The organism is Pedobacter sp. GW822-FHT03F06 (genome assembly GCF_058801365.1).
In genome coordinates this window covers 106,667-133,663 of record NZ_JBXANE010000016.1, presented here as the reverse complement: position 1 = coordinate 133,663, position 26,997 = coordinate 106,667, and the positions used below count along the sequence as shown (strand labels likewise).

At 38.0% G+C, this 26,997-nt stretch carries 27 protein-coding genes; 16 read left to right on the top strand and 11 right to left on the bottom strand.

The features are described 5' to 3' along the window. Positions 1–192 precede the first annotated feature (192 nt). Complete coding sequence (gene ychF, locus AC1RJ8_RS23100) at positions 193–1,293, bottom strand: redox-regulated ATPase YchF (protein ID WP_492955790.1); 1,101 nt, start codon at positions 1,291–1,293, stop codon at positions 193–195. 358 nt (positions 1,294–1,651) lie between these two features. On the opposite strand from ychF, the gene AC1RJ8_RS23095 reads away from it, so the two are divergent. Next, positions 1,652–2,113, top strand: coding sequence for a hypothetical protein (locus AC1RJ8_RS23095; protein WP_492955791.1), 462 nt, complete (start codon positions 1,652–1,654; stop codon positions 2,111–2,113). Between the two features lie 70 nt (positions 2,114–2,183). Here AC1RJ8_RS23095 and AC1RJ8_RS23090 read toward each other — a convergent pair whose 3' ends face one another. Then, entirely contained in the window at positions 2,184–2,507 is a 324-nt protein-coding gene (locus AC1RJ8_RS23090) for a DUF3276 family protein (RefSeq protein ID WP_029275977.1), read from the bottom strand. 79 nt (positions 2,508–2,586) lie between these two features. Continuing rightward, entirely contained in the window at positions 2,587–4,377 is a 1,791-nt protein-coding gene (locus AC1RJ8_RS23085; protein WP_492955792.1) for an ABC transporter ATP-binding protein, read from the bottom strand. A 573-nt stretch (positions 4,378–4,950) separates the two neighbouring features. On the opposite strand from AC1RJ8_RS23085, the gene AC1RJ8_RS23080 reads away from it, so the two are divergent. The 8 genes from AC1RJ8_RS23080 (at position 4,951) to AC1RJ8_RS23045 (ending at position 10,778) form a co-directional block, all read left to right on the top strand. Beyond that, positions 4,951–6,039 (top strand): Glu/Leu/Phe/Val family dehydrogenase, encoded by a 1,089-nt coding sequence (locus AC1RJ8_RS23080; RefSeq protein WP_086547119.1) that lies wholly within the window; start codon positions 4,951–4,953, stop codon positions 6,037–6,039. 50 nt (positions 6,040–6,089) lie between these two features. Continuing rightward, positions 6,090–7,040, top strand: coding sequence for a transcription antitermination factor NusB (gene nusB, locus AC1RJ8_RS23075; RefSeq protein WP_492955793.1), 951 nt, complete (start codon positions 6,090–6,092; stop codon positions 7,038–7,040). Position 7,041: 1 nt separating this feature from the next. Next, positions 7,042–7,500 carry a DUF1573 domain-containing protein gene (locus AC1RJ8_RS23070; RefSeq protein WP_492955794.1) on the top strand — a complete coding sequence of 153 codons (459 nt, stop codon included), beginning with the start codon at positions 7,042–7,044 and terminating at the stop codon, positions 7,498–7,500. A gap of 67 nt (positions 7,501–7,567) precedes the next feature. Further along, complete coding sequence (gene yajC / locus AC1RJ8_RS23065) at positions 7,568–7,888, top strand: preprotein translocase subunit YajC (RefSeq protein WP_492955795.1); 321 nt, start codon at positions 7,568–7,570, stop codon at positions 7,886–7,888. Between the two features lie 120 nt (positions 7,889–8,008). Then, positions 8,009–8,956: a YbbR-like domain-containing protein gene (locus AC1RJ8_RS23060; RefSeq protein WP_492955796.1), complete on the top strand. Its 948-nt coding sequence runs from the start codon at positions 8,009–8,011 to the stop codon at positions 8,954–8,956. After that, positions 8,956–9,573 carry a dephospho-CoA kinase gene (gene coaE / locus AC1RJ8_RS23055; protein WP_492955797.1) on the top strand — a complete coding sequence of 206 codons (618 nt, stop codon included), beginning with the start codon at positions 8,956–8,958 and terminating at the stop codon, positions 9,571–9,573. The genes AC1RJ8_RS23060 and coaE overlap by 1 nt, the downstream gene beginning before the upstream one ends. A gap of 42 nt (positions 9,574–9,615) precedes the next feature. Next, positions 9,616–10,557: an exonuclease gene (locus AC1RJ8_RS23050; RefSeq protein ID WP_492955798.1), complete on the top strand. Its 942-nt coding sequence runs from the start codon at positions 9,616–9,618 to the stop codon at positions 10,555–10,557. 77 nt (positions 10,558–10,634) lie between these two features. Further along, positions 10,635–10,778 (top strand): C1orf53 family protein, encoded by a 144-nt coding sequence (locus AC1RJ8_RS23045; RefSeq protein ID WP_162799929.1) that lies wholly within the window; start codon positions 10,635–10,637, stop codon positions 10,776–10,778. A gap of 53 nt (positions 10,779–10,831) precedes the next feature. Here AC1RJ8_RS23045 and AC1RJ8_RS23040 read toward each other — a convergent pair whose 3' ends face one another. The 5 genes from AC1RJ8_RS23040 to AC1RJ8_RS23020 all read right to left on the bottom strand — a co-directional run bounded on the left by AC1RJ8_RS23040 (position 10,832) and on the right by AC1RJ8_RS23020 (position 14,333). Next, positions 10,832–11,437 carry a Uma2 family endonuclease gene (locus AC1RJ8_RS23040; protein ID WP_492955799.1) on the bottom strand — a complete coding sequence of 202 codons (606 nt, stop codon included), beginning with the start codon at positions 11,435–11,437 and terminating at the stop codon, positions 10,832–10,834. Positions 11,438–11,586: 149 nt separating this feature from the next. Continuing rightward, positions 11,587–12,180, bottom strand: coding sequence for a Uma2 family endonuclease (locus AC1RJ8_RS23035; RefSeq protein WP_492955800.1), 594 nt, complete (start codon positions 12,178–12,180; stop codon positions 11,587–11,589). A 141-nt stretch (positions 12,181–12,321) separates the two neighbouring features. Further along, on the bottom strand, positions 12,322–13,038 hold the full coding sequence (locus tag AC1RJ8_RS23030; protein WP_492955801.1) for a ZIP family metal transporter: 717 nt from the start codon (positions 13,036–13,038) through the stop codon (positions 12,322–12,324). 3 nt (positions 13,039–13,041) lie between these two features. Then, the gene (locus AC1RJ8_RS23025; RefSeq protein WP_492955802.1) at positions 13,042–13,605 is read right to left on the bottom strand and encodes a phosphatase PAP2 family protein; all 564 of its coding nucleotides are present in this window, start codon (positions 13,603–13,605) and stop codon (positions 13,042–13,044) included. Beyond that, the gene (locus AC1RJ8_RS23020) at positions 13,602–14,333 is read right to left on the bottom strand and encodes a class I SAM-dependent methyltransferase (protein ID WP_492955803.1); all 732 of its coding nucleotides are present in this window, start codon (positions 14,331–14,333) and stop codon (positions 13,602–13,604) included. Before AC1RJ8_RS23020 ends, AC1RJ8_RS23025 begins: the two co-directional genes overlap by 4 nt. Positions 14,334–14,605: 272 nt before the next feature. Between AC1RJ8_RS23020 and glmM the strand changes: the two genes are divergently transcribed. The 6 genes from glmM (at position 14,606) to AC1RJ8_RS22990 (ending at position 22,448) form a co-directional block, all read left to right on the top strand. Then, entirely contained in the window at positions 14,606–15,991 is a 1,386-nt protein-coding gene (gene glmM / locus AC1RJ8_RS23015; RefSeq protein WP_492955804.1) for a phosphoglucosamine mutase, read from the top strand. 132 nt (positions 15,992–16,123) lie between these two features. Beyond that, on the top strand, positions 16,124–17,272 hold the full coding sequence (locus tag AC1RJ8_RS23010) for a cysteine desulfurase family protein (protein ID WP_492955805.1): 1,149 nt from the start codon (positions 16,124–16,126) through the stop codon (positions 17,270–17,272). A gap of 1,293 nt (positions 17,273–18,565) precedes the next feature. Further along, positions 18,566–18,769 (top strand): hypothetical protein, encoded by a 204-nt coding sequence (locus AC1RJ8_RS23005; RefSeq protein WP_131031784.1) that lies wholly within the window; start codon positions 18,566–18,568, stop codon positions 18,767–18,769. Positions 18,770–18,849: 80 nt separating this feature from the next. After that, entirely contained in the window at positions 18,850–19,749 is a 900-nt protein-coding gene (locus tag AC1RJ8_RS23000; protein WP_492955806.1) for an MBL fold metallo-hydrolase, read from the top strand. 275 nt (positions 19,750–20,024) lie between these two features. Further along, the gene (locus AC1RJ8_RS22995) at positions 20,025–21,344 is read left to right on the top strand and encodes a cytochrome ubiquinol oxidase subunit I (protein ID WP_492955807.1); all 1,320 of its coding nucleotides are present in this window, start codon (positions 20,025–20,027) and stop codon (positions 21,342–21,344) included. A gap of 99 nt (positions 21,345–21,443) precedes the next feature. Further along, positions 21,444–22,448: a cytochrome d ubiquinol oxidase subunit II gene (locus AC1RJ8_RS22990; protein WP_057933529.1), complete on the top strand. Its 1,005-nt coding sequence runs from the start codon at positions 21,444–21,446 to the stop codon at positions 22,446–22,448. A 187-nt stretch (positions 22,449–22,635) separates the two neighbouring features. On the opposite strand, the gene AC1RJ8_RS22985 is transcribed toward AC1RJ8_RS22990, so the two are convergent. Continuing rightward, positions 22,636–24,183 (bottom strand): M20/M25/M40 family metallo-hydrolase, encoded by a 1,548-nt coding sequence (locus tag AC1RJ8_RS22985; protein ID WP_492955808.1) that lies wholly within the window; start codon positions 24,181–24,183, stop codon positions 22,636–22,638. 281 nt (positions 24,184–24,464) lie between these two features. Between AC1RJ8_RS22985 and AC1RJ8_RS22980 the strand changes: the two genes are divergently transcribed. Beyond that, complete coding sequence (locus AC1RJ8_RS22980) at positions 24,465–24,989, top strand: hypothetical protein (protein WP_492955809.1); 525 nt, start codon at positions 24,465–24,467, stop codon at positions 24,987–24,989. Between the two features lie 216 nt (positions 24,990–25,205). On the opposite strand, the gene AC1RJ8_RS22975 is transcribed toward AC1RJ8_RS22980, so the two are convergent. Beyond that, positions 25,206–25,670 (bottom strand): YciI family protein, encoded by a 465-nt coding sequence (locus AC1RJ8_RS22975; RefSeq protein ID WP_492955810.1) that lies wholly within the window; start codon positions 25,668–25,670, stop codon positions 25,206–25,208. Positions 25,671–25,982: 312 nt separating this feature from the next. Next, entirely contained in the window at positions 25,983–26,828 is an 846-nt protein-coding gene (accD, locus tag AC1RJ8_RS22970) for an acetyl-CoA carboxylase, carboxyltransferase subunit beta (protein WP_057933455.1), read from the bottom strand. Positions 26,829–26,997 lie beyond the last annotated feature (169 nt).

Sequence of the window (26,997 nt, the reverse complement as noted above, 5' to 3'; positions counted from 1 at the left end):
GCACCGTGCTTAATTATCTGTGTTAATCCATATTATCTGTGGTTGATTAAGCGCTTCGACTCCGCTCAGCGTGACAATTGAGTGGGTATCCGTGCCTTCTGTGTCTCCGTGGCAAAAAAAGTCTTCAAACAAAAAAGCCACTCTTTCAAGTGGCGCTATACTATTCAAAGTTCCCTTTAGGGAATTTAGGGGTTATACATTAAATCTAAAGTGCATAATGTCGCCATCTTCCACTACATAGGTTTTTCCTTCAACACCCAATTTACCCGCATCTTTACAGGCATTTTCAGAACCTAAAGTTACGAAATCGTTGTATTTGATTACCTCCGCACGGATAAATCCTTTTTCGAAATCAGTGTGGATTACACCGGCAGCTTGCGGCGCCGTAAAACCTTTTGTAATTGTCCAGGCCCTAACTTCTTGTACACCAGCGGTAAAGTAAGTATAAAGGTTTAATAATTTATAAGCTGCGCGGATTAATTTATTTACACCTGATTCAGTTAAGCCTAAATCAGCTAAAAATTCCTGACGCTCTTCATAGCTATCCAGTTCAGCAATTTCTGATTCAATTTTAGCAGAGATCACTAAAACTTCAGCATTTTCATCAGCAACATTTGCTTTAACCAAATCAACATATTTATTGCCGTTAATTACCGATGCCTCATCAACATTACAAACATACATGACCGGTTTTTGTGTAAGCAGACCTAAATCTTCAATAAAATCGAAATCTTCCTGAGCCAATGGTGCCGTACGGATGGATTTACCACTTTCCAAATGAGATTTAACCACTGTTAAAATTTCGTAGGTACGTTTAGCATCTTTATCACCACCTGTTTTAGCCATTTTTTCAACTTTTTGAATACGTTTATCAACGGTATCCAAATCTTTAAGCTGCAATTCAGTATCAATAATTTCACGATCACGGATCGGATCAACAGAACCATCAACGTGAATTACATTACCATCATCAAAACAACGTAAAACATGAATAATTGCATTGGTAGCACGGATATTTCCTAAAAACTGGTTTCCCAGGCCTTCACCTTTCGATGCACCTTTTACCAAACCCGCAATGTCTACAATCTCGATTGTATTCGGTTGCACTTTGTTTGGTTTAACCAACTCGGCCAGTTTGCTTAATCTATCATCAGGTACTGTAATTACGCCAACATTGGGCTCAATAGTACAAAAGGGAAAGTTTGCAGCCTGCGCTTTTGCATTTGATAAACAGTTAAAAAGAGTCGATTTCCCAACATTTGGTAAACCAACTATACCACATTGTAATGCCATTATTTATTAGTCTTTATATCTTTAGTTTTGGCTATTGGTTCATTGTCTTATGGTCAATAGCCTGGTGTTTCATTTTTGAACGTTAGTTATGTATTATGGCCATTGGTTCATAATTTTATGGTTAATAGCCAAGTGTTTCATTTTTTGAGTATTAGTTCGGAGCGTTTTGGCTATGATCTATCAAACCATCAACCATTTTACCTTTTTCCGCCTTCCGCCTTCCGCCTTCCACCTTCCACCTTCCACCTTCCACCTTAAATTCCGCGCAAAGATAAGCTTTTAAAACCTTTATTTAAACCCTTGCTCTTGTATCAAATCTATATTTTATCTAAGTTTAGCCCAAAATAGATAGAGATAAATGGAAGATTTTGAAAATGAAGTGCCTCAGGAAGTGAAACTGGTAGTAACCGAAGAAATGCGGAGCTACTTGTATGATATGAGTAAATGGGCAAGATTTTTATCGGTTGTGGGTTTTGTTATCTCGGCATTTTTAACCTTAGGTTCATTTGGGATAGGGGCTGCGGTAACTGCTAATCCAGGGATACTCAATCAGTTCGGGCCATTGGGCAGTATTGGCGCAACAGGCATCACCATATTTTACCTGCTGCTGGCTTTGTTCTTTTTTTATCCAAGTTTATTGTTGCTGCGTTTTTCGGCCAAAGGCAAACAAGGGGTTTTGTTCGGCGATCAGGAAAATTTAAATGATGCCATTGCCCATGTAAAATCGCTCTTTAAATTTTGGGGTGTAATTACCATCGTATTGATAGCCAGTTATTTTCTTTTGCTGTTGGCAGTACTCTCAGGCGGAGGTATAAAATAAAATATTACGCACACAAAAAAGCCTCCCGGTATTTTAAATCAGGAGGCTTTTTTATTGAAATTATAATTACTTAAAAAGTAAAATCGTCGCTTGCTTTAGTGCTATGTTCTCCATTTTCAGAATATTCATAACGTTTTTCAACCACATCTTGGTGAGTTTTGATGTAATCAACAGTTTCATTTAGTCCTTCTGCAAATTTTTCGAAATCTTCTTTGTATAAAAAGATTTTATGTTTTACAAATACACCGTCTTCTAATCTTTTCTTACTCTCGGTAACTGTTAAATAATAATCACCCGATCTAGTAGCCTTCACGTCGAAGAAATAAGTTCTCTTACCTGCTCTTACTTTCTTTGAAAAAACTTCTTCTCTTTCCTTGTTGTCGAATTCTCCCATGGTTGGTATTGATGTTGGTTTTTGGTTTCGGTAAATATAAAGCAAATATTTAAAGTTCAAAATACAATTTTAATACAATTTAAATAGTTCGGGTTTCCTCCTCCAAAAGTTGATGGTTATAAAGCTCGGTATAACTGCCATTTAGGTTAAGTAATTCATTGTGTGTGCCTTGTTCGATGATTTTACCATTATCCAGCACTAAAATCTTATCTGCATTTTTAATGGTAGAAATTCTGTGGGCAATTAAAATACTTGTTTTTCCAGCCATAATTTTACCAAGATTTTGCAGTATTTCCTCCTCTGTTTTAGTATCAACCGCCGAAAGACAATCATCAAATATTAAAATCTTAGGTGATTTTATTAAAGCCCTGGCGATAGAAACGCGTTGTTTTTGACCTCCGGAGAGCGTTATTCCACGCTCGCCCAGCATGGTTTCGAATTTTTCTTCAAAATCGATAATATTCGTATAAACCGACGCGTTTTTCGCTGCATGATGCACTTCTTCATCGGTAACCTGATTTAAACCAAAGGCAATATTGTTTTTAATGGTATCCGAAAAGAGGAAAACCTCTTGGGGTACAAAGCCAATCTGGCTACGGTAATCTTTTAGATTTAAGGCTTTAATGTTTTTTCCATCAATCTCAATGGAACCATTTTCTACATCATACATCCGCATAATTAGATTGGCCAATGTCGATTTTCCGGAGCCTGTTTTCCCGATAATGGCTACAAATTCGCCACTATTAATTTCAAAACACAGGTCTTTTAAAGCTTCAATTCCCGTATCAGGGTAGGTAAAACTCACCTTGTCGAACTTAATATTACCAAGTAGCTCAATTTCGGCAGTTTCTTTCGATTGAATGTCAGAGGGGATATCTAAAAACTCGTTTATCCTTTTTTGCGATGCCGCAGCCCGCTGAATCAAAGAAGTAACCCAGCCCAGCATGGTTACCGGAAAGGTTAACTGGTTAATGTAAATGATAAATTCAGCTATATTTCCTGCCGTGATACTGCCATTCATTACCTGGATACCGCCAATGTATATGGTTAAAATGGTACTCAGGCCAATCAACAAAAGCATAGTAGGGTAAAATAAGGCCGATACTTTAACCAGGCTCATCGAATCTTTTTTATAATCGTTGCTCTGGATAGCGAACATGTTTCGCGTATAATCTTCTCGAACATATGATTTAATGATCCGGATCCCCGAGAAACGCTCCTGCACAAAACTCGAAAGTTCGGAGAGGCGCTCCTGTATCTTTCCACTTTTTTTGAAGATTAGGGTATTTACATAGTAGATAATGATTACAAGGAAGGGAAGGGGCAATAAACAATAGATGGCCAGCTTGGAATTTACATCAAACATCGACCATATAATAAGTACCGATAACACAAAAGTGTTAATGGTGTACATAATCGCCGGACCAACGTACATTCTTACCCGGTTAACATCTTCTGTGGCACGGTTCATTAAGTCGCCGGTATTATTCCGGCGGTAAAAACCTAAGCTAAGTTCCTGATAATGCTGGTAGATATCGTTTTTCATATCGAACTCTATATGCCGCGACATTAAAATAATGGTTTGGCGCATAAAGAAAAGAAAAAGCCCCCGCAATAAATAAAGTGCGATAACCAGCAAACCAAAAAAAAGGAGATTGCTGCTAAATATATCGTAAATGATGGCCTGGCGATCGAAACCGTAAAAGAGGTTAAATACCTGAATGTTTTCGGTAATCAGGTCAACCGCGTAACCAATTACCTGGGCTGGCACTACACCAAAAATATTAGAAATGACCACGAAAATACTTCCGGGTATAATCCACCATTTGTATTTAAGAAAGTATTTGTTTAATCGGCTTAAATGTTTCATTCCATACAAACTTAGCTAATTTTGTTATTTCATAACGCATAATTATCTTTTAGTGCTTAAGCTTTAAAAAATGATGACACTCTTTCCAATCTTCGAGGCAGGGGGGGCTTTGAATTTGTATGTTAGTTAACGGTTTTACTAATTTGGGCGTTACCCAAGCTGCGCAAGGGGGCGGGCTTTTCAGGGCTCCGCTTCGCTGCGGTACCGATGAAGGATCGGTACTGAACCCTTACAATCCCTAACGCAGCGTTCTCGCGTTATCTCAAGCTTCCGAAATTGGCCGGCACTTTGTCCTTTGAAGCTTCGGAAGTCCCTGCCACCTAAACCCGATAGGGGCGTAAAACCCGCAGGCGAGGTACGGGTCTTACGCCTTGGTTCGTGTCCTCAACAACCAAAAATTAGTGAATTTAACTGCGTTTCTTTTAATCAATTAGTTATAGCCTATAACATTTTAAAAATCTTAAAGGTTTATTAATTTAGCCAGAACCGAATTAATTTTGTTATAGTTTCGTTAAATACGTGTAATAATGGTTTTTTATTTTAATTTTGCAGCAGGTTATCCGAACGTTCAATATGCCAGCAAATTCTCCGTCAGATTTTTCAATTTTAGATCAATTAAGTGCCTATGGCCATAAAAAGTTGGTTTTTTGCAATGATCCAGATACAGGTTTAAAAGCAATTATTGCTATACATGATACCACATTGGGCCCTGCTTTAGGCGGAACACGCATGTGGAGTTATAGCACAGAAGGCGAAGCTTTAGAAGATGCACTGCGCTTATCGCGTGGAATGACTTACAAGGCAGCGATAACAGGATTGAATCTGGGTGGTGGAAAAGGCGTAATTATCGGCGATTCCAGGAAAGATAAAACAGAAACTTTAATGCGTAGCTACGGCAGGTTTATTAAAAACCTAAATGGCGAATTCATTACCGCAGAAGAAATGGGCACCAATACGCGCGATATGGAATATATCCGTATGGAAACCAATTATGTTACTGGTGTTCCCGAATCGATCGGCGGTGCGGGTAATCCTGCTCCTTTTACTGCGCAAGGTGTTTATTTAGGGATTAAAGCAAGTGTTAAAGAGGTTTTCGGTACCGATATGCTAGCCGGAAGAACCATTGTAGTTCAAGGTATCGGAAATGTTGGTGAGCATTTGGTTGCACTTTTACGAAAAGAAAACGCCGAAGTTTTGATCAGCGATATTAACCAGGAGCAATTAACTTATGTTGCCCGGAAATATAAAGCAAAACCGATCGAAGCCGATAAAATTTTTACAACTGATGCCGATGTTTATGCCCCATGTGCAATGGGCGCAACCGTTAACAACAAAACCATCGAAAAAATGAAGTTCGCAATTATTGCAGGTTCAGCAAACAATCAGTTAAAAGATGAGGTTTTAGATAGCGAATTACTTTTGAAGAAAGGGATTTTATTTGCACCTGATTATTTAATTAATGCTGGGGGACTGATTTCATGCTATTCGGAGTTAACCGGTTTTGGTAAAAAACGCACTGTACAGCTTACTGAGAATATTTACGATGCTACACGAAGTGTAATTAAGTTAAGCAAAACCGAAAACATATCAACCAATATTGCAGCCAATCGCATTGCCGAGAAACGCATTGCAGATGTTAAAAAAATTAAATCGTCATATTAAATCATAATTATTAAAACAGGTTTTAAAAAACCGCACTCGTTCTTACATTCATGTTAAACAGAAGGCACTTAAGAATCAAAGCTTTGCAAAATATTTTTGCTTGGCACATGGCAGACAAAAAAGACATTAAAGGTGATTTGAAAACCTTAATGCAGAGCATCGATAGCGTGTACGAAATGTACATCTGGATGTTATCTTTAATGGTAGAAGTTACCGAATTTACTGCTAACGACGCCGCAGAGCGCGCAAATAAGTTTATTAAAACTGCAGAGGATATCAATCCCAACATGAAATTGCTACACAATAAGTTTAGCGTTTTAATGCAGCAGAATCCCGAGTACGTATCTGCAGTTAAAAAATATAAAGTAGACTGGGGCTTCGATCCGGAAATCCGTAAAACAGTTTACAATTCGTTAAAAGCATCAAAAGAGTATGCCGATTATCTTGCCGATCCGAACGAAAGTTTAGAATCATCAAAAGATATCATCAAATACATTTTCAGGAAAATCATCTTAAAAAACCAGGCCATTTTGCAGGTTTTTGAAGAGAAATTTATCAACTGGCAGGTAGATCATGAAGTGATGAAAGGGATGGTGGCCAAAACCTTGAAAAACTTTACATCCGAAGATCCTTTCAAAAATAAATTGACGGAAATTAGTGCAGATTGGATTGAAGACAGCAAATTTGTTCAGGATCTTTTTGTACATACGCTGCAGAACGATGCAAAATATCAGGAAATGATTGCCGATAGGACCAAAAATTGGGAATCGGAGCGTATTGCATTAATGGATACCATTTTAATGAAAATGGCCATTTGCGAATTGTTAAACTTTCCATCTATTCCGGTTAAAGTAACCATTAACGAATATTTAGAGTTATCAAAAGATTACAGTACGCCGAAGAGTAATTCATTTATTAACGGTATTTTAGACAAAATTTTAGGCGATCTTAAGAAAAACAATACCATTAAAAAGATTGGCCGCGGATTAATCGAAGATTAAAATGAAAAAAACATTTATCCTGGCTATTGCTGCACTTTCATTTGCAGCATGTCGTAATGCAAATAATCAAACCAGCGAAACTGCAACAGCTGTTTCAGTTGGCAACGATACTTCAAAAACAGCTAAAGTTGCTCCGGCAGATGCGCCTGTTATTGTTTTCGAACGCGATATTTTCGATTTTGGTAAAATAACGCAAGGCGAAAAAGTTAAGCACGACTTCAAACTTAAAAATACAGGTAAAAGCCCGCTGATTGTTTCGAATGCAACAGCAACTTGTGGATGTACTATTCCGCAGGTGCCAGGCGAACCTATTTTGCCAGGTAAAGAAGGGGTGATTAGCGTTGTTTTTAATAGCGAAGGTAAAATGGGCATGCAAGATAAAGTAGTAACCGTTACGTCAAATGCAAATCCAACAGTAACCACTGTTCATTTGGTAGGAGAAGTACTTGCTAAAAAATAAATTGGTTCGATTCTTTATGGCGTAATCCATAATGATCAAAATTCACAAAAACACAAATAAATAAGAAATGACATTAACAGTAATTTTAGATGCAGCAGCAGGTGGTAGTAACATGCTAACTACAATTGTACCAATGGTACTCATCATGGTAGTTTTCTACTTTTTCATGATCCGCCCGCAAGTTAAAAAAGCTAAAGACCATAAAAAATTGGTTGAAGAATTAAAAAAAGGAGATAAAATCGTAACTACCGCAGGTATTCACGGTCGTATCGCTGATATGAATGATACAACTTTTTTAATTGAGGTTGAAGGTGGTGTAAAAATCCGTTTCGATAAATCAGCAGTTTCTTTAGATGCAACAAAAGCAGTTATAGCGCCTAAAGCCTAATAAATTAATAAAATTTAAGCGCAGTCCCGAAAACTTTCGGGACTGTTTTTGTTTTACTACATTTGATCAAATGCATTTTGGATAGTATTTTTCCAGGTTACAGCTAATATTTAATTTATTATGCCCTTCATTAGGTTAACGAAGATTGAAAAAAGACGTGTGTTTAGCTTATTGGCCTGCTTGCTGCTGGCTATAGCTGCATGGCTTTTTATGGCATTAAACAACAAGTATATTTATGTAGCAAAAACCGTTTTGGTTTTTAAAAATACACCTACCAAAAGGGCATTTTATCCCTTACAGTCTGATACGATAGATTTACAGGTTGAAGGCACCGGCTGGCAATTGCTTTTTGCCCGTTTACGCATCAGTCCACCATCTGTTTCGGTTAATTTGAGCCAGCTCAATACCAAAGATTTTATTGTTTTTTCCGATCAGCTTTTCAACATCAACAGGCAATTGGAAAGTACCCAAAAGGTAATTTCTGTTAAACCCGATACCCTGTATTTCGATTTCACCAAACGCGTAGTTAAAAAAGTTCCTGTAAAGCTGATCGATAAACTGAACTTTGAAAAACAATATGGCATTTCTAGTGAGGTTATACTTAACCCAAAATATGTTAAAGTAGCCGGACCTATAGAAGAACTGGACAAAATAAAATTCTGGCCTACCGATACGCTTAAGCAGGATAAAATACAGAATAGTAGTACTACAAGGATAGCGCTACAGCACAGTATCCATAAAAATGTAAGCATTTATCCTTCATCTGTAGAGGTTAGGTTACCTGTTGATGAGTTTACAGAGAAGACCATCGAAGTGCCGTTAAAAATTACAAACAACAGAAATTATAACAATCTTAAACTCTATCCTAAAAAAGTTAAAGTTACCTTCTTAGTCGCGTTAAGTAATTACGATCAGGTTGACGAAAGTTTTATTACCGCAACCATTGACGTAGACGAATGGCAAATTTTAAAGCACCATCAGTTTACGGTGAAGATAACAGAGTTCCCTGATTATTGTAAACTGGTAAGCGTAATGCCATCCAAAATAGATTTTATTGTAGAAAAATAATGTATAAAGTAGGTATAACAGGGGGCATAGGTAGCGGTAAAACGACCGCCTGTAAGGTTTTTGAAGTATTGGGGATCCCTGTGTTTTATGCAGATACCGTTGCTAAAGAAATCATGTGTAAAGATGCTTTGTTGGTAGAGGGGATAAAATCTGCTTTCGGAAATGAAAGTTACGCTGAAGATGGGAAACTGAACAACAAACATATTGCCGGCATCGTTTTTAATAACGAGGATGCACTGGCAAAACTGAACGCCTTAGTTCATCCTGCGGTTTTTAGGGCGTTTGATGCCTGGGAAGAAACCATTCCGGCCAATACGCCATATACCTTAAAAGAGGCTGCTTTGTTGTTCGAAAGTGGCTCTTATAAGATGTGCGATACCACAATATTGGTTACTGCTCCTTACGAAATCAAAATGAGGCGGGTGATGCTCCGCGATGGTGTTACTGAAGAGCAAGTGAAGGCCCGCATGGATAAACAGCTCAGCGACGAAGAAAAATCGAAAATGGCCAAGCATTTTATCATAAATGATGAGCGGGAATCTATAATTGAACAGGTTTTAGCTTTACACCAAGAATTTCTAAAGGCGGCCGCCGAATTTAAGAATGGCAAGGCTTAATCAACTTAAATCATAACATCCTTAAATCCTTTCATCCTGATCATGATTTTAGAAGATTTTATTACCATTACCCCAACGGGTTTATACTGTGTTTACGGCGATTTTTACCTTGATCCACAACAGCCCGTTAAAGAAGCAGTGGTTTCACATGCACATGGCGATCATGCCATTGGAGGAAGCCAGAATGTGTACTGTACTGCTGCTACGGCAACGTTTATGAAACACCGTTACCGCAAATTTGCCGCGGTCGATTTTTTTACCAAAAGCTATCATGAATCCTTCAAAATAAAAGACGTTACCATTACTTTCTATTCTGCGGGACATATTTTAGGCTCCGCACAGGTTTTAATGGAGTATAAGGGGGTAAAATATCTTTATACTGGCGATTATAAGATAGAGCCCGATAATACCTGTGAGCCTTTCGAATTTGTTGAAACAGATGTGCTGATTACTGAAAGTACTTTTGCTAATCCCGAAACCAAACATCCATCACCGGTAGACGAAATTAAAAAGCTGAACGAAACCAATGCGAATATTATGCTTGGTTCTTATGCATTAGGTAAAAGCCAGCGGATTATCCAATTACTCAATGCACATTGCCCTACGAAGAACATTATGGTTCATCATAGCATTATGCCTTTTGTTAAAATCTATGAAGATTATGGCATGAAAGTAGGGCATTACAAAATGTACGATAGAAAAGTGATGAAAAATAATCAGGAGCATCAGGTTTATATTGTGCCGCCAATGGTTTTTCACAGTTACCATAAGGCGATTAATGTAGTACGCGCCTTTGCCTCTGGATGGAAGAACCTGCAACAACAAAACGGAATTTCACTTTATATTTCTGATCATGCCGATTGGGATGCAATTTTAGAAACCATACAAAAAGTTAAACCAAAACAAGTATGGACTTTACATGGTGATGGTAAGCAGCTTAAAGATTTTTTTAAAGACAAACTTGAGGTTAAAATACTCAATTAGCAATTATAATTGGAGAGTGGCATTATATCGGCTGTTCGTCATCCTGAACTTGTTTCAGGATCTTTAATCGATCATATATGAAAGAAGGCGAAGATTTTTACTTTAACGAAGATGGGTTAATGGTTTTTACCGAGGCTTACCATTTAAAACGTGGTTACTGCTGCAAGAATAAATGTAAGCACTGCCCGTGGGGTTATGGGAAGAAGAAAGAAAAGAAGTGATTCAGTTGGTAGTTGGCAATTTTCAGTTCACGTTTCTCAATTTTGTCTACAACTCATTTCTCCTTGTTAAAGCGAACATACTCATAAATATTGGCCAAGGGCACGTCAAATCCCATTGAAGCAAGAGTTAGCACATCAGAAATCTCTTCGTGTTTGTTGAGTACCCAATTTTGCTCATCATCAATGTAATTGGCCTCTACCGACACTGATTCTGAATCAATCATAATGTATTCTTTTAATGATGGAATATCTTTATACAGGTTAATTTTTTTTCCTTTGTCATAATTTTTGGTTGAAGGTGACAGGATTTCAATAATTACAGTTGGTAAAATTGAGGTGTCTTCATCAACATCACTGTGCGTTAGACCATTGCAGTAAATGGAAATATCAGGATAGGTAAATAAAGTATTCTCAGGAATATTCATTCGTTTATCACTTCCATAAGGCCTGCAGGGCGTGCCTTTAAGTTTGTTCCCAATTTTAATGAAAACATTGCTGAAAATCTCATTGTGGTTATCACCAGCGCCAGACATTGCAAATATTTCGCCTTGGAAGTACTCGTGCTTTACAGTTGATGCTTTTTCCATCTTGAGGTATTCCTCCACAGTATAACGCCTTTTTTGATAAGCTACAGCAGGTTTGTTTACAATCTCATCCATATACTAATTTACAGATGTTTTTTCATCAAGGTCAAAACTATAAACGATTAAACGTTTAAAACGGATAGTGAGTTAATTTTCTGTTTGTTAATTTGTTGCGTAAATATTAGGTCGCTAAACCCAACTGAAAACGACGTTGTTGTGGGATTTCAAATGATAACATGTTCATAAATATCTTTTAAAGCCAAATCAAGTCCCATCGAAACAAAAGTTAATGCATCCGTAATTTGTTTATGTTCGGTAAGCAACCAGTTTTTTTCATCATTAATATAATGAGCCTCAACCGAAAGAGACGCTGAATCGATCGTAATGTATTCTTTTAATGAGGGAATATCTTTGTACAAGTTAAATTTTTTCCCTCTATCGTAATTTTTGGTTGAAGGCGAAAGGATTTCAATGATGATTGTTGGTTGGAGAATAGTGTCTTTATCTTCGCTTAAATGTTTGATCTCGTTACAATAGATAGAAATATCCGGATAAGTAAACAAGGTGTTTTCAGGAATGTTCATTCTCATGTCGCTTCCGAATGGAATGCATTTCGAACCTTTTAGTGTATTGTAAAGGTGCCCGAAAACATTTGAAAATATAAGATTATGGTTAAAGGCTGCACCAGACATTGCAAATATCTCGCCTTGAAAATATTCGTGCTTTTCTGTAGATGCTTTTTCCATCTCCAGGTACTCTTCAATGGTATAACGCCTTTTTCGATAAGCTACAGCTGGTTCATTTACAATCTCATCCATATACGAATTTACAGATGTTTTACGTAAGGATAAATATTATAAACGATTAAGTGTTTAAAACGGGTATTGGTTGGTTAATCGGTTAACTGTTTAAATCGGTTAATCGACTGCCGACTAAGGACTCTAGACTAATGACTAATCCTAATGTCCTGCAAAGAAACCAATCAATGCTACACCAATTCCCAATAAAACGGCAATCATTTTGCGGGTATTGATTTTATGATCGGCACTCGATTCGAATAAGATGGTGGTAGAAATATGTAAGAAAATACCGATTACAATACCCATAATTTTATTGAAATAAGCATCAATGCCTCCAATAGTGCCATTGCTTAAGCCAACACTTACATAAAAGCCCAATGGTGCCATGATGGCAAATACAATCAGATAAAATACAATGCTGCTTTTTTTGAAATGGTTTTGCATTAATATGCTGGCCAGTGCAAAAGCAGCAGGAATGTGGTGTAGCGAAATTCCGAAAATCAGCTCATTGTGCTGTTCTTTTGCTAATGGCATTCCCTCTAAAAAAGCATGCAAACACAAACTGATCATAATACCAAAAGGAAAAACATGCCCGTCGTGATGTTTATGGATATGGCCATGTTCTACACCCTCTGAAAATTGCTCCAAGAAAATCTGCAGTAAGAAACCAATCAGAATAAAAACGCCAATCTGCCATTTGTCAGGGCCGCTGTAAGCGTCGGGAATTAAATGTAAAACTGTAATGGCAAATAAATAAGCCCCACTGAAAGACAAAATCAGTTTCAGTAGTTTAGATTTATCGCTCTTTACTAAAAATATAGCTGTCCCACCTAAAAAGGCACAGAAAAAGAGTACGCAGAGTTTCCAGATTTCCATAAGTTAAAAATCAGGTTGTAATTTTTTAAATATTCTAGAACAGATAATCCCTATGGTAATGCCCAGTAGAGCACCGGTAGTTATATCAACAGGATAATGAACACCAACATATACCTGCGCAAAACTGATGATAAAGGCCCAGAAAATGCCAATAGGCAAAATAGGTTTCCATCGGCTATAAAAAATGCAGATTAAAAAAACGGCTATGGCAAAATGATTGGTGGCGTGTGCAGACGGAAAGCTCAAACCACTTCCACAGGGAACACGGTGAATAATATCGTTCGCCAAACTTAAATCATTGCAGGGCCTAACCCGGGCTACCCAAGGTTTCACTACTCTTGAAGCAATTAAATCGCCCATGGCAAAAGTGAAGAGAACCATGCCTATAATGTAATAGCCCTGTTTCTTATATTGTTTAATACAAAAAACAACAATAAAAAGGTAAAGGGGCGACCAAAAGAAACGGTTACGCATTAAAGGCATCAACCAATCAAAAAAGCTATTTGAAAGCCCGCGGTGGATTTTCAGGAACAATGCTATATCAAATTGCTGTATGCTTTCTATCATGCTTTTTTACAGATTAAAATTAACCGGTCTGAACTGTTTTCCTCAAAATCGTCTAAACCATAACTGCCAAAAGTTTTTTCGATAACCATCCCAGCCTTGTTAAGCATGCGCTGAAAATCCGCAAAACTAAATGCCTGCACCCGTTCTTCGAAATTGTATACCTTTTGTTTGTCTTCGAAATTTATCTTTTTGATAATTTTTCCGTCGATCACATTTTTGGTGATATTAAAAGTTATGCCATCGAGCGATTTTGTTTCGCAATGATTTAAGTTGCGGATAATTTTTTCGGTATTAAAATAATCGAGCACCAAAATCCCCTCAGCTGTTAAGCATTTTCGAAAGGTTTTAAGCGCATTTACATGGTCTTTTTCGGTATCGAAATAACCAAAACTGGTAAACAGATTTAAGGCTACATCAAAGTAATTGATGTAAAATAACCTGCGCATATCGTGTACAAGAAAATGTAATTTATTGTTTTCGAATTGCTTGGCGTATTTTATACTTTGTTCCGAAAGGTCTATTCCGGTAACATCGAAGCCTTTTTTGTTTAAATAGATTGAATGCCGGCCTTTGCCACAGGCAATATCCAACATTTTAGCATCGGCCCTTGGGTGTAAAAATTGCGTAAGTTTATCGATGAAAAATTCGGCTTCAGCATCATTCCGTTGTTGATAAAGAATATGATAATATGGCGAATTAAACCAATATTGAAACCACTTGCGTTGCATAAATAAGCCGTTTGTATCTTAAAAAGATGCAAATATAAGGTTTTACAGTCGCTAGTAAAGTTAGAATATGCTTTTATGCAATAAAGTTGCAAGAATATTATGAATACAGTATCAGATTAAACACACGTTTGTTTTTGGCCCTAGTCTCAATTCTGGAAAATTGATCGTGAAAATAGATATAAAAGCAATGTAAATTAACGTGCACAAACACGCCTAAATAGCGGCTATCTTGTTTTTTTTCTTATTTTTGAGCCTCAATTAAATTATATACAGTGACTTTAATAAAATCAATTTCAGGAATACGAGGAACCATTGGTGGAAGGGCTGGAGACGGCTTAACCCCATTTGATATTGTGAAATTTACAGCTGCCTTTGGTAGTTGGGTGGTACAAAAAACAGGCAATAAAAGAATAGTTTTAGGTCGCGATGCCCGTATTTCGGGTGAGATGGTAAATAACCTGGTTATCGGAACTTTGCAAGGCTTAGGCATTGAGGTGATCGATTTAGGTTTGTCTACTACACCAACTGTAGAAGTAGCCGTACCCGACGAAAATGCGGGGGGCGGCATCATTTTAACCGCGAGCCACAACCCTAAACAGTGGAATGCCTTAAAATTACTAAATGCCAGTGGCGAATTTATTAGCGATGCTGACGGAAAAGAAGTTTTAGATTTGGCAGAAAGCGCTGATTTTGATTTTGCTGATGTAGATAAATTAGGTAAAGTAATTAAAAACGATACTTACCTTCAAAAACACATCGATAAGGTATTAGCATTACCATTGGTTGATGTTGAGGCGATAAAAAAAGCCGATTTTAAAGTTGTAATCGACTGCGTAAATTCAACTGGCGGTATTTTTATCCCTGCTTTGTTAAAAGCTTTGGGCGTGAGCAGGGTGGTAGAATTATATTGTACACCAGACGGGCATTTTCCGCACAACCCTGAGCCACTTCCTGAAAACTTAACTGAAATATCGAAAGAAGTTCAGAAACAAAATGCAGATTTAGGTATTGTAGTTGATCCGGATGTTGACCGTTTATGTTTTGTAAACGAAGATGGTAGCATGTTTGGCGAAGAATATACTTTGGTAGCTGTTGCCGATTATGTATTGAAAAATACACCGGGAAACACAGTTTCGAACCTTTCATCAACACGTGCATTACGCGATGTGACCGAAAAAGCAGGAGCCGGATACAATGCATCAGCAGTAGGAGAAGTGAATGTAGTAAACAAAATGAAAGCTACTAATGCCATTATTGGTGGTGAAGGCAACGGTGGGATTATCTATCCCGAATCGCATTATGGCAGAGATGCATTAGTTGGTATTGCTTTGTTTTTAACACATTTAGCTAAATTTGGCAAATCAATTTCAGTATTAAGAAGCAGTTACCCTCAATACCACATCTCTAAAAACAAGATTACCCTTACACCAGAAATGGATATCGATAATCTGTTGAAACAGGTAGAAGAGAAGTATAAAAATCAACCATACAGTACAATTGATGGTTTGAAGATAGAATTTGATAAAACTTGGGTACATTTGCGCCGTTCGAACACTGAACCGATCATCAGGATTTACAGTGAAGCAGAAAATGAAACCATTGCCGAGAATTTGGCGAACAAAATTATTTCTGACATTAAAGAAATTTTACACCTTTAATCGCTAAAAGATTTCAGGATTAAGCATACCTGTTCAGGGTTTAATAAAACGATTAAACCCTGAATATTTATAACAGAGAATGCCCTTAGCAAGGTATCTTTGCAACATACTAACTTTTAAATATTCGTAGAAATGAAAAGGGTCTATTTAGATAATGCGGCCACAACGCCTTTAGATGCAGCAGTAATCGCAGAAATGACAAACGTGATGGAAAACTATTTCGGTAATCCATCTGCCATTCATGCACTTGGCCGTGAGGTAAGAACGCTGGTAGAGAAAGCCCGTAAAACCGTTTCCGGGTTGTTAAATGCCTCACCATCCGAAGTATTTTTTACTTCCGGCGGTACAGAAGCTGATAATACAGCTATCCGTTGCGGTATCGCTGCCTATGGCATAAAACATGCCATTACTTCGAAAATAGAACACCATGCCGTTGAGCATACTTTAAATACGATGCTTAAAAATGGCGAGATCGATAAATTAAGTTTTGTTAATATTGACGAAAAAGGGAATATCGATTACAAGCATTTAGAAGAACTGCTTCAAAATAACGAACGTACTTTTGTTTCGCTAATGCATGCCAATAACGAGTTGGGTACCCTAACCGATATGGTTAAAGTTGGCGATATCTGCGAGAAATACAATGCCATTTACCATGCCGATACGGTGCAAACCATGGGCCATTACCCGCATAACGTACGCGAACTTAAAGCACATTTTATTGTTTGCGCGGCGCACAAGCTACACGGACCTAAAGGCGTTGGTTTTTTATATGTAAACAGCAATATTAAAATTCCACCGATGATTTATGGTGGCGCGCAAGAGCGTAATATGCGTGGTGGTACCGAAAACGTATATGGTATTGTGGGTTTAGCTAAGGCCTTAGAAATTGCTTATGCAGAAATGGATCAGCATCAGGCCCATATCCAGGGCTTAAAAGATTATCTGAAAGCACAGTTAATTGCCGAAATCCCCGGTATTGCTTTTAATGGCGAAACCGATGCCGATAAAAGTTTGTACACGGTACTGAATGTATCGTTCCCTGAGATGGATATGGCCGATATGTTGTTGTTTAATTTAGATATCAATGGTATCTGTGCTTCTGGTGGCAGTGCCTGCTCTTCCGGTTCAAATATTGGTTCGCATGTATTAAATGGCATTAATGCCGATCCTAACCGTCCTTCGGTGCGCTTTTCGTTTAGCAAATACACTACAAAAGAAGAGTTAGATTATGTAATAGAAAAAGTTAAAATGTTAGTAAAGCAAAATGCTTTAGCTTAAAATATCATTAACCAAATAGGAGAGTCCCGGTGAGAATCGGGACTTTTTTTGTGCAATAAACATAGTTTGAAGTCTATTTTTTTTGGAAAGCAAAGGCAGCATTTCATTTTGAGGTTAGTCCTGCTTTCCATTTCAAATCCTAGCCCGATGAAAATCGGGCTGCGGGTTTTCCATTTCAATCAGGTTTACAAACTGAGGCCAGTGCTGCTATTGAGGGTTTAATGGCATGGTGCCTGATCTATTCTGCACCCTGCAGCCTCAAATAGTACTGCAGACTGTGCCACCTAAACCTGATCGGAACGAGCATCCCGATTCTATCGGGATAAAGTGAAGAGCAGGACTGTACCTGCCTAAATACCACTGTGACTGATTTCCAATAAACAATCAATTTTAAAATAATTTGCAATTAACTATTAAGCTAATAAAAACCTCTTGCAAAACTCAAAAATAAAGCTTATATTTAATTAAGATAAAGGCAATCCACGCCATTTTAATGTAGTTCCAGAACGAAACCTTATCAAATTCCCCGTGGTATAAGGTTAAGCAAATTTTAAATAGCTTTTTTACTAATGCATTTTGCAGCTTAAAAAAGCATGCTGATTAAAATTGTTAACCCTGAAAACTAGCCATGTTTTCAATAATCTATATCGTCATGGAAAAGAGCCAAAACAATCAAAACCTAGAGAACGCGAAGCAGGAAGAAAAATTAAATGAAGAAAGGAAACACATTTACAAGTTTATCCTTAATCCATTTTCGTTTGAATCTTCAAACCATTTCAACAAAATCCACAAAAGAAGATTTCATTCTTTCGGCTGCATTCACGAATTAGGAAAACTTCCCGGAGCAATGTTGTAATTGCGAAAGGTAAACATTGTTTAATTAATGCTAACGGCTTTTCTAAGGAGAGGCGAATTACTTCTTTGTGTGATGAGATAATGCTTTGGTTGAAGACGCAACAACCATTAAGATTATGTTATGCTGTACTTGATGAGGTATTAAACGTGGACTTTTAAGTTAAGTTTTTTGCCACGGAAACACGAAAGACACTGAATGTTTTTCTCGTTTTGTCAGCACCTGGTCTTAGCGTCTCGCTAAGACTTTAGTTTTTGCTATTGAAACATAAAAACAAGATTAATTGAAAGGTCTTAGCGAGACGCTAAGACTAGAGAAGGTATTTGTTTGGTGAGTCACCAAACATGGAAATTTGGTGCCAATAAACCCATTCCCAAAACAACTAAGCAAAAACAATCTTATTTTTCACTTGTTTCTTTAATACATCAATTTACAGTACTATGGAAACAAATAAGGAAAAAGGTAAAGTTGTTGAGAACGATTTGCTAGATAAAAAAGTAGAAGATGTGAGAGATCATGATTCTTTAGATGAAAATAAATCATCGAAAATAACCACTAATCTTTTTAACAAAGAGGATAAACGAAAGAATAATCCACTAGGGCCAGGTCACGAACCCGGACCAACACCGGGCTCAGGAATATAATTGTTCGCAATATAATTTACGAACAAAATGATTAAATTTAAACCACAGCAATTGCTGTGGTTTTTTAGCTAAATCCCAAAATGGAAAGAAGAAATTTTATCAAAAACTCGGCATTGGCCATGGCCTTGCTTTCAATTTATAAAACAGATGTTTTTGCACAGCAAGCGCTAATGCGTGCTTACAACTTTAAACCATTGCGCAATAATGTGGGGATATTTACCGAACAGGGCGGTACGATAGGCTGGTTAAATTCGAGTAATGGTTTTGTGGTAGTAGATGCCCAGTTCCCAACCTCAGCACCTCATGTGATCGAAGAATTAAAAAAACTGGGCGAAAAACCTTTCAAATACCTGATTAATACCCATCATCATGGCGATCATACCGCGGGCAATATTTCCTTTAAGGGATTGGCCGAAAAAGTTGTAGCACATCAAAATTCCTTAGTGAATCAGAAAAGAGCCGCAGAAAAAGCAAATAATTTAGACAAACAGTTACTGCCTGATACTACTTTTGGAACAAAATGGACCGCAAAAGTAGGAGACGAAAACATAAAAGCTTACTATTATGGCTCTGGTCATACCAATGGCGATGCAGTTTATCATTTTGAGCATGCAAATATTGCGCATGTAGGCGATTTGGTATTCAACCGTAAGTTTCCTTACATCGATCGGGAAAACGGCGCACACATCGGCAATTGGATCACGGCATTGGATAAAATTTTGGCTAAGTTTGATAATGATACCCTGTTTATCTGGGGACACAGCTTAGATCCTGAAAAAGTAACCGGAAACAAAGCAGATGTTAAAGCCTTTCAAAATTACCTGCAGAACCTTTTAACTTTTGTGAGTGGAGAAATCAAAGCAGGTAAAAGCAAAGAAGATATTTTAAAAACGACTACAATCCCAAATGCACCCGAATGGAAGGGAGAAGGTATTGAAAGAAGCCTAAGCGCTGCTTATGATGAATTGAAGGGAGTTTAACCTCATATTCCATAAGAAAAGTCGTCATCTCGACTGAAGTGCAGCGGAATGGAGAGATCTGTCTTTACAGATTTCTCGACTACGTTGCGCTTCGCTCGAAATGACGGTATTGGTTCATTCTGATTAAAAATTTATCGTTCCTGTAATACAGCACTCCAAATCTTTTTTCAATTTATAAACGTTCTATATTTAAAATAATCCTTTCAACGTCATCGAATTACCGTAGGCTTTAGCGTTTAACAACTATATTTGTTACAATTCAAAATCTACAGCTCATGGATGATTTTATAGCAGCCCGTTCCCAAATGGCCTTATCGTTAGGCTTTCACATCATTTTTTCCTGTATTGGCATGGTTATGCCTTTCTTTATGGCCGTATCGCATTATAAATGGCTTAAAACGAACGACGAGGTATATAAAAATCTGACTAAAGCCTGGAGTAAAGGTGTAGCCATATTTTTTGCTACCGGTGCGGTATCTGGTACCATGTTATCTTTCGAATTAGGATTACTTTGGCCAAAATTTATGGATCATGCCGGGCCAATATTCGGGATGCCTTTTTCGCTAGAGGGAACAGCCTTTTTTATCGAAGCGATAGCCCTTGGCTTTTTCTTGTATGGCTGGAATAAGTTAAATAAATGGTTCCATTGGTTTACCGGGATGGTTGTAGGGGTGAGTGGTTTAGCGTCCGGAATACTGGTTGTTGCCGCAAATGCCTGGATGAACAGCCCGGCGGGTTTTGATTTTGTGAACGGGCAATACCTGAATATCGATCCCATACAGGCCATGTTCAATAAAGCATGGTTTAGTCAGGCTTTACACATGTGTTTAGCCGCATTTACCGCTACGGGCTTTGCTGTGGCAGGTGTACATGCTTTAATGATCCTGAGAAACCGTAATGCAGCATTTCACTTGAAAGCTTTTAAAATAGCAGCCATATTTGCTTGCATTGGCGCATTATTGCAGCCTTTAAGTGGTGATATTTCGGCAAAAGATGTAGCCAAAAGGCAACCTGCTAAACTTGCTGCAATGGAGGCATTGTACAAAACTGAAAAACCTGCTCCACTATTAATCGGCGGCATTGTGAATGAAAAAGATAAAACGGTAAAAGGTGCAATCGAAATCCCTGGCGCTTTAAGTTTTCTGGCCCATGGCGATTTCAAAGCTGAAGTAAAGGGTTTAGATCAGATTCCCGAAAACAAGCATCCTCCGGTAGCCATCACCCATTATGCTTTCCAGATTATGGTTGGGATTGGTACGCTGCTCCTTTTAGTATCCTTAACTTATTTCTTCATTTTATTTAAAAAGAAACCCTTAACCGAGAAACGCTGGCTGCTGAAATTATTTGTTGTGGGCATTCCGCTTGGTTACATCGCTTTAGAGGCTGGCTGGGTAGTTACGGAGGTTGGTAGGCAACCGTGGATTATTTATGGCATTATGCGCACCAAGGATGCGGTTACACCGATGCCGGGTATTGCTTATTCATTTTATATCTTCTCGGCCATTTACGTCTCTCTAAGCATTATTGTAACGTTTTTGCTTTACCGTCAGATTAAAATGGTGCCAGTACTCTATAACAAACCAGAAAGAAAATAATTAATTAACCACAGATAAAAAGGATGAACACGGATGAAGGCTTGAGACTTGCAGTCGAATTGTCAAAATCTGTGTAAATCTGTGGCAAAAAAATAAATGATGGAACAAGTTGTAATTACATTTTTATGCATGGCCATTCTGCTCTACTTTTTATTGGGTGGGGCTGATTTTGGTGCAGGGATTATTGAACTGTTTACTTCAACAAAAAACAGAAGTAAAACCCGTAAAACCATGTATCAGGCCATTGGTCCGGTTTGGGAGGCTAACCACATGTGGCTGATTATTGCCATTGTAATCCTTTTCGTGGGTTTCCCGCATATTTATACCACCATGTCGGTTTATCTGCATATTCCATTGGCGATTATGCTCATCGGAATTATTGCACGGGGTACCGCCTTTGTATTTCGCCATTACGATGCCGTTAAAGATGATATGCAGTGGTTTTATAACCGCATATTCAGGTATTCGAGTTTTGTAACGGCGTTGTTCCTTGGCATTATTGCCGGAAGCTTAATTTCAGGCCATATCGATACGCAGGCTAACGATTTTTATACCGCCTATATTTCGGGCTGGCTGAACTGGTTTTCTGTTGCTGTAGGCATGTTTACGGTCTCTCTTTGTGGTTTTCTTGCTGCGATTTATCTTATTGGTGAAACAAAAGAAGCGCATGATAAACGCCGTTTTATTAAAAAGGCCGAATTTATGAATGTGGCTGCCGTAGTTTTCGGGGCGATGGTTTTTATTGCTGCTCAAAGGGATAAAATTCCCCTGACTGATTGGGTTTTTAAGAGCAATGTTGGTTTATCGGCCATTATTTTGGCCAGTTTATCCCTTGTGTTGTTATGGTACCTGCTAATTAAAGGTAAAACAAAAGTTTTACGCATTTTAGCTGGCTTCCAGGTGACGATGATCCTTTTGGCCATTAGTTATGCCCACTTTCCAAACTTTATCCGTTTAAAAAATGGTGATGCAATCTCCCTTCTCGAAACTGCAGGGCCAGAAAAAACCATTTATAGTTTAGGCTTAGCACTTTTATTGGGGAGTGTATTGATTCTGCCTTTTTTGGGGTATCTGTTTTATAAGTTCCAGAAGAAAGAGGAGTAGGCTTTCTGTTAATAAAAAGGGTCGTCATCTCGACTGAAACGCAGTGAATGGAGAGATCTACCTAGATAGATTTAGCTTCTCTGAGCACTACGTGATTCTCGACTGGGTTGCACTCCGCTAGAAATGACGATCCGAGGTAATAAAAAAAGAGCACCTGTTTCCAAATGCTCTTTAAATTATTCTTTATCTACAAACCACCTTTTCTATTCGATTTGGTTTGTACCGGCCAGGTTGCTGGCTTTCCGGTACGTTCGTTTACAGGTAAATCGGTTGCTTTTTCATTTGAGGTTTTCTCAGGATCTTCGCAGGCCATATAAACCATAATGGCAGCTAAAATTACATTGCTTCTAATTTCATCGAAAACCAACTTATCGTAACTGTCGCGGTTGGTGTGCCAGGTATAGGTACCATAATCCCAGCTGGTAGAACTTAAGGAGTAACCCAATGCTCCGGCGGCAACAAAAGAAGCAAAATCAGAACCTCCTGCACCAGGCGACCCCGGAAAACTGGTTTTGATCTGGTTTTTAATGGTATCTGGTACTGCAGCCAACCAACGGGTAATGTAATCTTTCGATTTAGCAAAGCCTTGTCCGCCAATATTCACTACCCGGCCTGTACCGTTATCCTGGTTAAATAAAGCCTGAAGATTATTTACAATTTCCGGATGATCTTCTACAAAAGCCCTCGATCCATTTAAGCCCTGTTCTTCACTTCCCCAATGGCCAACCAAAATGGTACGTTTAGGGTTAGGATAGATTTTTTTTAGAATGCGCATGGCTTCCATCATTAAAATGGTACCAGAACCATTATCGGTAGCGCCGCTTGCGCCATCCCAAGAATCGAAATGTGCAGAAAGCATCACATATTCGTTTGGTTTCTGCGTGCCTTTAATTTCGGCTATGGTATTAAAAGTAGGTACTATGCCTAATTTCTTAGCATCTGCTTCGATTCTTAGTTTAGGTTTATCACCGTTCAGCGCAAGGCGGTAAACCAGGCCGTAATCTTCAACAGATAAATCTAAAGTTGGGACTTTTTTAGTATTTGCGCCAAAAATTTTATCTACGCCAAAACCTTGCGACCAGTTATTGATCACCACCGCTACTGCACCTGCATTTTCTATCGCTATAGGAAGTGTTTTTGCTGTTAAACCAGTTTTGGCTATGCTGGCTGCCCATGCTTTAGCGGCGTCGGCTTTTTCTTTTTTAAACTTTTCGAATAAATCTTTTGTGGCAAATTCTTCCCAGTTTTTTTCTGGTCGGCCAGATAGTTGGTTCATCGAAATCAATACGATTTTACCTTTTACATTTGGTAACCATTTTTGAAAAGCTACCGAATCTGTAATTTCTGGGAGAATAATCGCTTCTGCATTAATGGTTTTACCATTTGTAGAAGGACTCCAGGCCAATTGCGTACCTTCTAAGGTTCTAACCCGTGGACTTATTAAATCGATGTGTGTAATGCCCCTTTCCCAGCCAGCCCATTCGCCCCATTTTTCATTTTTTGCAGAAATACCCCAATCCGTATATTTTTTTACGGCCCAGTCGTTGGCTTGTTTCATTTGTGGTGAACCAACTAAACGAGGTCCAACAACATCTAAAAGTTCGTGAGCAAGTTTCTCCAATTGAGAATTTTCGTTCACTTCTTTAACAATATTGTCGATTATTTTTTTGTCTTGCGCGAATATGCAGGTTGAAGTGCATAGCAATAGCGCAGAAAATAGTAGTTTTTTATTCATAATTAGTTAGGGTTGATTATTTGATAAGCTAATTTATGAAATAAGGAGTAGGGTTGAAGGATGTTAATGGAAATGTTGCAGTAAATAAGATCGTCATTGCGAGGCGATTTTTCATCGCCGTGGCAATCTTTTGTCCTCGGTTCGTAAGGGCATAGGTTAAGGATTTATACTTGAAATAAGGATTGAGGTTGGTGAGCCATTAAGCTTTGAAGAGAATTTCTTAATTATATTAATATATTTTTTTCACCTATATTTCCATACTTTAAGCAAATTTATAAAAGATGAAAAAAACGGTCTCTTTACTATTGCTGCTCCTAGTTGGACAGTTTTCCTTCTCTCAACAGAATGTTATTGCAAATGCCAAGCATACAGCACAATTGATGATAGATAATTATCTAAAAAAAGATTATGAAAACTATGTCAATTTTTTATACCCTACAGAAATTAAATATAGAGGTGGTAGAAATAAGTTTGTAATGCTGTTAAAATCTAACGATGAACATAGTAAACTTATTAATATAAAAACGGTTAGTCAAAAAATAATAGGTATCTCAAAAGTTTATCATGCGGGAAAAGAACTTCATTGTGCTATTTCCGTGGAAAATAAAAGCAGTGGTGATGAGGGGTTAATGATTTTAAGGACAACATTACTTGCCATCAGTGCTGATCAAGGTAAAACGTGGAAATTTATCACTACGGGAGATAAAACTCCGACTCAAGTGCACAAAATGGTGCCTAAATTTAATGAAGATTTGATGTGGGATGCAGGTTCTTTTAATGTAGTGAAAAAACAGCACAAAAACTGACTAAACTAAAAAGGTCAGATGGTAACATCCGACCTCACTACAAGGGCATAGGATATAGTTGAGATAAGGACTGAGTGAGGTTAGTGAGCCATCAAGCTTGGAAGGAAGAAAATAGTTAAATAGTGAATGATTCAATAAAATGAAAGGTCAGATGGTAGCATCTGACCTCACTATGTTAACTTCTCCGTGCCTTCAGTGCTTCCGTGGCAAACAATCCTAAAAACTACTCTTCTGGATCTTATCATGAAACGGCAAATACTCAGCTAGTGCTGCAGAACCATACCAATTGTATAATTCTGGTTCCAGTAATTTAGCTTTTATGGCCGGATCGCTTTCGAGTAGTTGTTTTGCCTCTTCGATCGATTTTGTATTTAAAACGAAAATACCACGGTAATTTTTATCGTTTTTGCCCATTGGGCCAGCAATTACGAGTTTTTGTGCTTCGACCATTTTACCCATGTTTGCCATATGCCCGGCAAATAAGCTGTCTGTTTTGGCTTTGGTTTCTGTGGTATTCGTACCCGATTTCAGCATAACCAGCACATACATTTTCATGCCGTAGTTATCGGCACCGAGCTTTTTAGCTAATGCTTCATCATAAGGGGCTTTAGCTTTTTTCTCCTGTGCTTGTGTAGCGAGCATAATGGTGATCAGGGAGATGAATAGGGATAATTTTTTCATTTAGTTTATGGTTTGGTTAGTTTAAAAATAAGAAAAATTGTGATTATTTATTCCCCTCCTTTGGAAGGGTGCCCGCCGGGCGGGGTGGTTGTAGCACTCGCTAGGAAAACCCCTCAAAAGAGCCACTGGCCCATGTTAATTAAAACTGATTGCCGCAGTACCGATGTAAAATCGGGAGAAGCAAAAAGCAGGACTGAATTAACCGAAGTCATTCAAGCCCTGCTTTTCTTATTGTAGTTCATTTGTTCATTAGTCATTTGTTTATTGGTCGATTGCACTAATGAACAAATGGCTAATGAATTATTTAACCAACTAGTTGTTCATCATTTTAATAAAAGCGCCTAATTTAGCTTTCATGGCTCTTCTATCGACAATGAAATCAAGGAAACCGTGTTCAAGAACGAATTCTGAAGTTTGGAAACCTTTTGGTAAATCTTTTTTAATGGTTTCTTTAATTACCCGCGGACCAGCAAAACCGATCAGTGCACCTGGTTCTGCAATATTAATATCGCCCAACATCGCGTATGATGCAGTTACACCACCGGTAGTTGGATCGGTTAATAAAGAGATATATGGAACTTTAGCCTGACCTAATAAGGCGAGTTTGGCTGATGTTTTGGCCATTTGCATTAATGAAAACGCGGCTTCCATCATACGTGCACCACCTGATTTTGAGATCATCAGGAACGGAACTTTATGTTTAATGCTGTAATCGATCGATCTTGCAATTTTTTCGCCCACAACTGAACCCATCGAACCGCCGATAAAAGCAAAATCCATACAGGCAATTACGAGGTCTTGCCCTTCGATTTTACCAACACCGGCACGGATAGCGTCTTTCAGGCCTGTTTTAGCCTGGCTTTCTTTAATTCTATCGGTGTAAGGTTTGTTATCGTTAAAATTTAAAGGGTCGCCCGATGTTAAGTTAGGAAACAGTTCTTTAAACTCGTTATTATCAAATAAAACCTCGAAATATTCTTTTGAGCCTACTCTCAGGTGGTAATCGCAGTAATGACAAACGTATTTGTTTTCCTGAAGTTCTGCCTGATGTAGCGGTTTTTTACAATTTGGACATTTATTCCACAAACCATCTGGTGCTTCTTTTTTCTCTTCTGTTGTGGTGATGATACCTTTTTTTTCTCTCTTAAACCAAGCCATATAATTTTTTGAAGAATTGGATTGCAAAGAAACGAAAAATAAAATAAAGTCGACCCTTATTAGCTGTAAAAATAGTCAATGGTGAGTTGGTTGATAGTCGATTGGCAATAATGCAAGCGTTGGGTAGGTAATTGAAAACTTGGTTCTGGCTACTGCTAACTGCTAATTG